The sequence below is a fragment of the Ruegeria sp. SATB027 genome (genome assembly GCF_059613825.1).
In genome coordinates this window covers 1-8,556 of sequence record NZ_JBXWTH010000071.1, presented here as the reverse complement: position 1 = coordinate 8,556, position 8,556 = coordinate 1, and the positions used below count along the sequence as shown (strand labels likewise).

Sequence of the window (8,556 nt, the reverse complement as noted above, 5' to 3'; positions counted from 1 at the left end):
TCGGTCGCTTGTTTGCCATTCGTGGTCCTCCGTTTCCTAAACATAGCGGTGGACCAGTTCAGTGGGGGAGGCTCAGGAAACTGATATGTGTTCGGCCTGTTGTGCGGCTTTTGCACATGCCGCTGGCCCCTATGGTGTTAGCGGATCCGGTCCAATTCAGAACCACGTGCTCAAAGCACTCTGTCGCAAGCTGGTTTTCCCGACCCGGTCTCACGATCCTTATGCCATACCGTCCATTGTCCTCTTCCGTTTCCGCCGCCTCGCAGCCGCAGACGCTTTACGCGTTGGCAGCCGGAGCCCGGTAGACTTCCCCTGTGTTCATCAAGGCCCAAACGATCCTCGCCATCTTGTTCGCAAGGGCCACGCGGACCAGCAGTGGCGGCTTGCGTTCGATCATGCGGGCAAGCCAGGGATCGGTTTCCGTTCTCTTACGCGAACGCCACATAACAACGCTGTTGGCACCGATGATCAGTAACCGCCTGAGCGAACGTTCTCCCATCTTTGTCGTTGCTCCGAGGCGCTGCTTGCCCCCTGTTGAATGCCGTCTTGGAACCAGCCCGAGCCAGGCGGCGAAGTCGCGCCCTCGCGGGAACGTTTCCGGTGGCGGGGCGAGGGCCACCAGCGCAGCTGCGATGAGCGGACCAATCCCGGGCACCGTCATAAGGCGGCGTGCCGTTTCGTTTGACCGCGCGCGGCGGGCAATCTCGGCATCCAGTTCTTTGATCTGACCCTCCAGCTGGTTCAACATGCTGATCAGCCTTTCTAAGCACTGGCACAGGCCTCCATTCAGGTTGTTTGCAAACCCACAATGGCACACCGAGGCCAGCGGGGGCCTCTACACCTTCAGAACCGTACAGGATTTCTCAAATGGAGCGATTTCTTTGCCGACCCGGTGGCAGAACTGGTCGATATGGAACTTAGAACGCTCTGTGGCGGGATCGTCCGGTGGTCCGGCGGATCTCACGAATTGATCGCATTTGAAGAAGGCGGACTTGTACGAAGCCTCGATAGCTTCCAATCGGGTCAGGTCGAAGACTTGGTTGCGGAATTTGGCCTCAACCCAGCTGAAGTTACCGAAGTGCGCGGAGATTCAGACGATCAAGCCATTTGGATCAGATATCTGAAATAATGAATCGTCTGCACCCGCTACACTTGCGTTCCCCAGCAATCCACTTATGAAAGTGCCATCAATTGACCTAGGGAAAGCTTGCGATGCGCATGCGCGATACGTTCATCAAACCGATGCACCCTGAAGGCATTCGGTTTGTCGCGATCTTTGCCGCCATCACGGTCGGTCTGTTTCTCCTGTCCGACATTCTGGGCTGGATTGGCGTCGGCCTTACGATCTGGTGCTACTATTTCTTTCGCGACCCCGAACGCGTATCACCGACAGGGGAAGGCTTGATTGTCAGCCCGGCGGATGGGGTGGTTTCGCTAATCGAAGCGGCAGTGCCGCCGAGTGAGCTTGGGATGCCAAACACGCCCCTCACTCGTGTCAGTGTATTCATGAGCGTCTTCAATTGCCATGTAAACCGAACGCCCATTGAAGGTGAGATCACCGCCGTTGCCTACCGCCCCGGCAAGTTTTTCAACGCTTCCCTGGACAAGGCCAGTGCCGATAACGAGCGCAACAGCCTGCGTATTCGAATGACAAACGGTCAGGACCTGGCTGTGGTCCAGATTGCCGGCCTAGTGGCCAGACGGATCGTCTGCTTTGTGAAATCTGGCAACGCGCTTCAAACCGGAGAGCGATTTGGATTGATCCGTTTCGGTTCCCGTCTGGATGTTTATCTTCCAGATGGCGTGGAGCCGCAGGTGCGTGTCGGGCAAACGATGATTGCCGGCGAAACCATCCTTGCCAGTTTGCACACTTCCAATGAAAAGTAGGTGGCTGGATCAGTGACAGAACCATCCGAACAGGAAGAGACCGGGTTTGCTCTGATCCATTTGCTGCCCAATGCACTGACAATAACAGCCATTTGCGCGGGCCTGTCGGCAATCAGATTTGGCGTTCAGGGCAACTACGAGCTTGCGGTGCAGTTGATTATAGCCGCTTGTGTGCTGGATGGGTTGGATGGGCGCATTGCGCGCTTGCTCAGCAGTGACAGCAAAATCGGGGCAGAACTGGATTCGCTCGCGGATTTCTTGAACTTCGGCGTTGCCCCGCCGCTTGTTCTCTATTTCTGGGCCTTGCAGGATGTACGCAGTGCTGCATGGCTCGCCGTGCTGTTTTTTGCGGTGTGCTGCGTTATGCGCCTTGCTCGGTTCAATGTGGGCAGCAAGTCCGAGACCTGCGAACATGACAGCGCTTTTTTTGAGGGGGTTCCGGCCCCTGCAGGGGCGCTGCTGGTCATGTTGCCAATGTATCTGTCCTTCGCTTTCGCGGATGCCCCCGCGCTGCCCAGTATGTTGATTTGCCTCTTCATCGTGATCATTGGTCTTTTGCTTATCAGTCGCATACCGACCTGGTCTTTTAAAACCACGCGGATTTCACGCGAGAACGCAAAGTTTTTTCTCATCGGTGTCGCTGTTGTTGGCGCCGCGCTGCTAACCTTTGCCTGGGCCACGCTGATCGCGCTTTGTGTCGGATATGTGGGAATGGTCGCCTGGGCGTGGATTGACAGGGAAGTACCTTCTAACCGTTAAGGATACGATATGGACATCAAAGCCGTTCAAACCTCTTACGCTCGCTGGGCACCCGTCTATGACAAGACGTTTGGGGCCGTCACCAATGTCGGGCGGCAGCATGCGGTTGACTATATCAACAGACGTCCTGGCAAGGTTCTGGAGGTTGGCGTGGGCACCGGGCTGTCACTGGAACATTACGGACCCAAGACTCAGGTGACCGGAATCGACTTCAGCGAGGACATGCTGCAAAAAGCACGCGGCAAGGTAAGAGATTTATCCCTGAGCCACGTTGCGGAGCTAAGGCAAATGGATGCCCGCGCACTTGATTTTCCGGACAACCATTTCGATACCATTGCGGCGATGCATGTGCTGTCCGTCGTTCCAGAACCGGAAAAGGTAATGGCGGAAATTGTGAGGGTCTGTAAACCCGGCGGCAGTGTGGTGATTACTAACCATTTCAAACGAGAGCGAGGTCTGCTGGCAACCTTGGAACGCGCGTTTGCACCAATTGCTAACACAATCGGTTGGCACTCTGACTTCGAAATCGACACGGTATTACAAGAGCAAGCGCTAACTGTCGAAGAGCAAAGAGCCCTACCACCGATTGGGATGATGACCTTTCTGGTTTTGAGAAAATCAGGGGTTGCATAGGGTTCTAATAAAAAATTAGCGCCGCCTAAAACAGGAAGCCGAGCAGAATGACAGGTATTGCCAAGTTGATGACCCGAGCATGTGAGGTATTGGCGAAGACAGGATCAAGCGGTCATTTCCGCAGTGTACTCGTCCCAGAGGCTGAACGCGCCGGAACGAGCGTGGCGGTATGAGTTTGCGGTGAGTTGATATCGGCTGGGGCGGAAGACCAGGTTGATTTGGTCATGCGCTGAGAGAAATCTCTGAGCCTGTAGGTGAGACTTGAACCGGCCCATGATCTTTTCTCGTTTGCGGGTTGGTTGGTGCGACACTTCGATGGCGTTATTCAGACCTTTGTGGGCATGATGGTCAGCCTCTGGTGCAAGTATTTTGATCGGCTTGATATAGCTGCGCAATTTGTCGGTGATGACTACCCTGGGTTCGCCAAATTTGGCAACCAGCCCATGGAAGAAGCGCTTTGCAGCTTTGGCGTTTCGGCGCGTTTGCAGGAGAATGTCGAGCACGTCACCATTTGCGACGATCGCCCGCCACAACCAGTGTTTCTTGCCTCGGATCATGATTACGACTTCGTCCATGTGCCACTTGTCATTCGGCCATGGACGATCCCGTCTGATACAATCTACAAAGTGTCAACCGAAGCGATTGACCCATAGCCGAACTGCTTCCCGGCTTACGATCACGCCCCGAGCAGCCAACAGATCCTCAACGTCAGCTGTGCTCAACCCAAAGCGATGGTAAGCCCAGACCGCGTAAGCAATGATCTCACGAGGAAAGCGAAAACCTTTCAGGAGTGGCATGATCGTTGGGATGTTCATAAGCGCGACATAGCTGGATCATTCAACGTGAACAACTTGGCAATACCGTCGAGTTAGGTTCTTTCGCAAACTTCTCTGAGATCTGCATACATGAAGCTGGAGGGACGATTGTCCAGCCAGTTGGCTGAACTGCTGAAAAAGACGGAATATGGGCTTGAATTGACCTTTGCTGATCTTCTTGAAGACTGTTCGGAAACTACTCGATGGGACCGAACATGAGATCACGTACGTTCGACAATTGGGCAACAAGGCCGAAGACAGTTACTCAGCTGCGTCCACGCGAACCGTCCTGATGCTGGGATCAATACGGCTGTAGGCGGCCAGAAGTCGCGCCGACCACTTCTGCGAAATATAATCGGCCATGAATCGTGACGGTGCGATAAGGACAACACGCCCCCCTGCCCTTTCAGCTTCGGACAGATGTTGAAACCAGCTTGCCCACAGTTCCGGATCGCGACCGTGTAGAATCGCCTGTACCTGCGACCACACATCCCCAGCTGGGCTGTCAGGGGCACTGGGTTTGGTAGCAAAGGGTACGACATTCGTTTCGGGTTCCGGCACGTCAGTCATCCGGGCTTGAAAGTCCGATCCGATAACAGACCACACCTCTTCGGTGTCAATCAGGATTTGTTTCAGATCGATCTCGTACACGGCTACACGACCCCGCGCTGAGGGCCGTTTTACCGTTACCCAACCTAATGTGCGAAATCTGGACATTTCGCGCTTTACGGTTCTTTCGTTCACTGCCCACAGGCGCGAAATTTCTTCCCGCCCAATGGATAATTCGTTGTTGCGCCAGTTATACCGGGTCGTAATCAACGCAATGATACGCAAAATACTTCGTTGTCGATGCTTGTCGCCTGACAGCGCATGAACGGTCAGAGCAGATAGTATATCATATTTCAAAGCCGGCGCATTTCGCCCGACCGGTTTCGCAAGCTGCATATCCGTTCTCACCGCTCAGTCTGCCTCTGGCGGGTGTGTCCCGCCAATCTCGCGCCGTTTGCCAACGCTTTTCGTCATCTTGGCCTAATTAGCGTCCAAAGCTTCGATTCTGTCAAGCCAAGACTGGAACATCGCGAGATCTTGCGCAGATCAAACTCAAAAAACGAAAAGAAATTTGGTGAAATATTGGTGATGGGGGTCATTCTGTGTGTCCCCTTATTGGGTCTTTGTGTCCCCCTATATGTGGTTATTTCCTTCGGTCCGTCCCCCTAAATACTGGCTGGATAGGGCTGTCTTGATCGTTTTGTTCCACCTGGGGCGGTCGAATCGCTTCGGGTGTTTTTGCGCCTTGTTTTCTTACCCGTGGGTAAGATCGTACTCTCATCATAATTTCTTTTGCGTAAAGTGCAAATCAAGCGTAAATAAGAAACGAGCAGAAATTTACGTTCCAAACTAAGAGACCCGAGGCATGTACACGCACGAAGACCTGAACGCATTGCGCAATCAGTCCCTCAAGTTGCAGGGGTGGATTCGCCAGCAGACCTTTAGCCCTGAGATGGAGAAAACGCTCCGCCGGTTTTCCAGCTGGGAAGTGTCCGAACTGATCTTCCGGGTGAACCAGTCAACCTTTCGCGGAAAGCTTGCAGCCGATCCTTCCCTGCCCGGTGGAGAAGTTGAGCCCGACGGGCGTCAGCGCTGGTTCAGCCTGGAAGAGGTGAACGAACTTCGGCGACGGCTCAAGATTAATCGCAAGTCACTGATGCCCCCTCGCCCTGAAGGCAAGCGCGCCATTCGTTCGGCTGTCGCAAACTTCAAGGGTGGCGCGGGAAAGTCGACCGTGGCGCTGCATCTTGCCCATGCAGCCGCCCTGGATGGGTATCGGGTCCTTGTGGTGGATTTCGACCCTCAGGCAACACTAAGCCATTCGATGGGGCTGACGGATGTGGCCGAAGATTATACGGTCTGGGGGATCATGGCGCGTGATCTCATTCGTGAAACAGAACGCATGAATAACCGCCCCGCCGCTGCAGAATCGGGAACTGCCCTGCCCCGCCGGGAGTTGCCGCCCGCGATAACAGATATGGGCCTAGGCGATCTGCGAATTGCTGATTTCATCAAGAAGACCTCCTGGTCGACGATCGATGCGATACCTTCCTGTGCGAACGCAGCCTTTGTTGAATTTGCGTCGGCCCAGTACCGGCACCTGAATCCCGAATGGTCCTTCTTTGCGGCGGTGTCCCGGTATCTGGATCAGATTCCGGATGACGCCTATGACCTTATCCTGTTCGATTGCCCGCCCGCAATCGGATACCAGTCTATGAACGCGGTCTTTGCCGCAGACATGCTTTATATCCCTTCTGGGCCCGGATATTGGGAGTATGACTCGACCACATCGTTCATCGGCCAATTGGCAGAAGCGTTGGAAGACCTGGCCTATGGGTTCGACAAAACCTTACCCACGGGTAAGATTGGGTTGCCCAAAACCTTCTGTGAGTTGCGGTTCCTGTTGACGCGGTATGAACCGGGCAATGCGTTGCATCTGGCGATGTTTGATGCCTTTAAGAAGGTCTTTGGCGAACATGTCGCACAGCACCCGGTAGAAATGACCCGTGCGGTGGAGCAGTCTGGACGTTTTCTAAGCTCGGTCTACGAAATGGATTACCGCGAAATGACTCGCGAAACCTGGCGGCGCGCCCGCTCAACTTTCGACAATGTGTATGAGGAATTCCGGGGCGTAATGTTATCGGCCTGGGACAAGGTGGAGGATGACGCATGAGCCGCAAGCGGAGAATGTTCGATATTGATCTACCGGCTATGGATGACATTCCTGTTGGTAAGGTGCCGGATAAAGTTTTCGAAAAACGACGTGGTCCAATGGCCGCTGCAATTTCGGAAAATGCCGACGCTTTGCGTGATCAGCAATCGACAGAGCAATCCATCCGTGCAGAAAACGATCGTCTTGCACACGAACTGGTTCGGCTGAGAGCTGAAGGTTTGGTGACAGAACGAGTGGTGCTGAACGACGTTGTAACGGAAAAGCTGACGCGAGATCGCAAACCCGGTCCCGATCCAGAACTGGATGAACTTAAGGACTCTATTAGGGAGATCGGCTTGTCCAACCCGATCCGCCTGGAGCGGAGATCGGACGGGCTGTATGAATTGATCCAGGGCATGCGCCGTTTGTCTGCCTATCGTGCCTTGTACGATGAGACCGGTGACGAAACCTACGCCAGAATTCCAGCGGGGATTTCTGATGCGGGTGATCTGGACAACAGTTATCGGCGTATGGTCGACGAGAACCTGATCCGAAAGGATATCTCATTTGCGGAAATGGGCGCCCTCGCCCGTGCATATTCCGAAGACCCTGCGAATGACTGTCCGGATGTCGACAAAGCGGTGTCCACGCTGTTCAAATCTGCCAGCTACACAAAGCGCAGCTATATTCGGTCTTTTGCCAGTTTGCTGCTGGTGCTGGACAAAGTTCTGACCCACCCGAACGACATTCCGCGAAACGTGGGTGTTGAGCTAAAGCGCAAATTTGACGCGACACCAGGTCTGGTTCGCCAGGTAAGCGAGGCACTGAAGAGTGAGCCTGATCGGGATGGCGCGCGTGAAGTCGCAATTCTGAGGTCATTTCTAGGTGAGCCAGAAGCTGTGCCCTCGAAGAAGACGGAGGTCGCCAGTGCAGGTAAACCACGCCGCGCGAAAACAACTTTTCAGGTTTCGGGCAGGGCAGGGATCGCGAAATGTGCTGCTTCTAGTGGAAGGATCGAGGTGCGGTATGATCTGGATTTTACCCGCGTTGATCGAAGCAAACTGGAGGCAGCAATTGCCGCGCTGCTCGACGCGCTTCCCGAGGAGGATGATCTTACCCACGGGTAAGATCACGAACTAGCAAGTCAGGTGAAGGCGTCGGAAAGGTTTCGGCGCCTTTTTTGTTTTGCCGCGCAAAGGGTAGGGGCCTTGAGTGACATTGTCGGGTACATCCACTGTCCAAGCTGAACCGGAGGGCGCGGGCCATGGCGTGAACGGGGTAACCGGCATATCAAAGCTTGCTGTCAAACCAAGTATGAAGTTTCTCAAAATATCGATTATGGACATAATCTGCTTAGGCATATATCTCCGGCCTGTCGAAAACAGGTGGCGCCGGGAACGTCGCGCTTGCCCCGCCGACCCGCCGAACGTCAAACTTACCTAGTGCGCAAGCATCGTCGCGATGTTTACAGTCGAAGATCAGTCGGTTGTGATTTGAGGCATATGTAGTGTTAGCCACTTGCATAAACTACAATATATGCCAACAGCGCTGGCTAAGCATCCAAAAAAGATGTGTCGCGAGCTCTGGGGTCTGGTTGACGCGCATGTGTGATCTGAGGTTTGTACTCGTCGAACAGTTTTGAACAGGTTGTTTGAGCATGATCTCATTGAACGGTATTGCCAAGTTGTTGACCTGAGCATGTGAGGTATTGGCAATGGCAGGATCAAGCCGTCATTTCCGCGGTGTAATCGTCCCAGAGGT

Annotated in this window: 8 protein-coding genes and 1 pseudogene; 6 read left to right on the top strand and 3 right to left on the bottom strand. The window is 54.1% G+C overall.

What is annotated here, in order from left to right:
• Window positions 1–277: 277 nt before the first annotated feature.
• On the bottom strand, window positions 278–790 hold the full coding sequence (locus AC2FPW_RS17825; protein ID WP_496814802.1) for an IS110 family RNA-guided transposase: 513 nt from the start codon (window positions 788–790) through the stop codon (window positions 278–280).
• 18 nt (window positions 791–808) lie between these two features.
• Between AC2FPW_RS17825 and AC2FPW_RS17820 the strand changes: the two genes are divergently transcribed.
• From AC2FPW_RS17820 to AC2FPW_RS17805, 4 genes are all read left to right on the top strand, one after another.
• A complete protein-coding gene (locus tag AC2FPW_RS17820; protein WP_496814801.1) occupies window positions 809–1,129 on the top strand; it encodes a hypothetical protein in 321 nt (106 codons plus the stop codon).
• An 83-nt stretch (window positions 1,130–1,212) separates the two neighbouring features.
• Window positions 1,213–1,887: a phosphatidylserine decarboxylase gene (locus AC2FPW_RS17815; RefSeq protein WP_496814800.1), complete on the top strand. Its 675-nt coding sequence runs from the start codon at window positions 1,213–1,215 to the stop codon at window positions 1,885–1,887.
• A 12-nt stretch (window positions 1,888–1,899) separates the two neighbouring features.
• Window positions 1,900–2,646: a CDP-diacylglycerol--serine O-phosphatidyltransferase gene (gene pssA / locus AC2FPW_RS17810; RefSeq protein WP_496814799.1), complete on the top strand. Its 747-nt coding sequence runs from the start codon at window positions 1,900–1,902 to the stop codon at window positions 2,644–2,646.
• A 9-nt stretch (window positions 2,647–2,655) separates the two neighbouring features.
• Window positions 2,656–3,279 carry a class I SAM-dependent methyltransferase gene (locus AC2FPW_RS17805; RefSeq protein WP_496814798.1) on the top strand — a complete coding sequence of 208 codons (624 nt, stop codon included), beginning with the start codon at window positions 2,656–2,658 and terminating at the stop codon, window positions 3,277–3,279.
• Window positions 3,280–3,383: 104 nt separating this feature from the next.
• On the opposite strand, the pseudogene AC2FPW_RS17800 reads toward AC2FPW_RS17805, so the two are convergent.
• Both AC2FPW_RS17800 and AC2FPW_RS17795 read right to left on the bottom strand, forming a co-directional pair.
• Window positions 3,384–4,094 (bottom strand): annotated as a pseudogene (locus AC2FPW_RS17800) (IS6 family transposase).
• 261 nt (window positions 4,095–4,355) lie between these two features.
• Window positions 4,356–5,039 (bottom strand): DnaA N-terminal domain-containing protein, encoded by a 684-nt coding sequence (locus AC2FPW_RS17795; RefSeq protein WP_480483588.1) that lies wholly within the window; start codon window positions 5,037–5,039, stop codon window positions 4,356–4,358.
• Window positions 5,040–5,508: 469 nt separating this feature from the next.
• Between AC2FPW_RS17795 and AC2FPW_RS17790 the strand changes: the two genes are divergently transcribed.
• Window positions 5,509–6,816, top strand: coding sequence for an AAA family ATPase (locus AC2FPW_RS17790; RefSeq protein ID WP_496814797.1), 1,308 nt, complete (start codon window positions 5,509–5,511; stop codon window positions 6,814–6,816).
• Window positions 6,813–7,922 (top strand): ParB/RepB/Spo0J family partition protein, encoded by a 1,110-nt coding sequence (locus tag AC2FPW_RS17785; RefSeq protein ID WP_496814796.1) that lies wholly within the window; start codon window positions 6,813–6,815, stop codon window positions 7,920–7,922. Before AC2FPW_RS17790 ends, AC2FPW_RS17785 begins: the two co-directional genes overlap by 4 nt.
• Window positions 7,923–8,556: the final 634 nt, after the last annotated feature.

Coding starts and splice junctions, on each gene's coding strand:
- AC2FPW_RS17820 (WP_496814801.1), top strand. CDS start 809: ATGGCACACCGAGGCCAGCGGGGGCCTCTACACCTTCAGAACCGTACA.
- AC2FPW_RS17815 (WP_496814800.1), top strand. CDS start 1,213: ATGCGCATGCGCGATACGTTCATCAAACCGATGCACCCTGAAGGCATT.
- AC2FPW_RS17805 (WP_496814798.1), top strand. CDS start 2,656: ATGGACATCAAAGCCGTTCAAACCTCTTACGCTCGCTGGGCACCCGTC.
- AC2FPW_RS17795 (WP_480483588.1), bottom strand. CDS start 5,039: ATGCAGCTTGCGAAACCGGTCGGGCGAAATGCGCCGGCTTTGAAATAT.
- AC2FPW_RS17790 (WP_496814797.1), top strand. CDS start 5,509: ATGTACACGCACGAAGACCTGAACGCATTGCGCAATCAGTCCCTCAAG.
- AC2FPW_RS17785 (WP_496814796.1), top strand. CDS start 6,813: ATGAGCCGCAAGCGGAGAATGTTCGATATTGATCTACCGGCTATGGAT.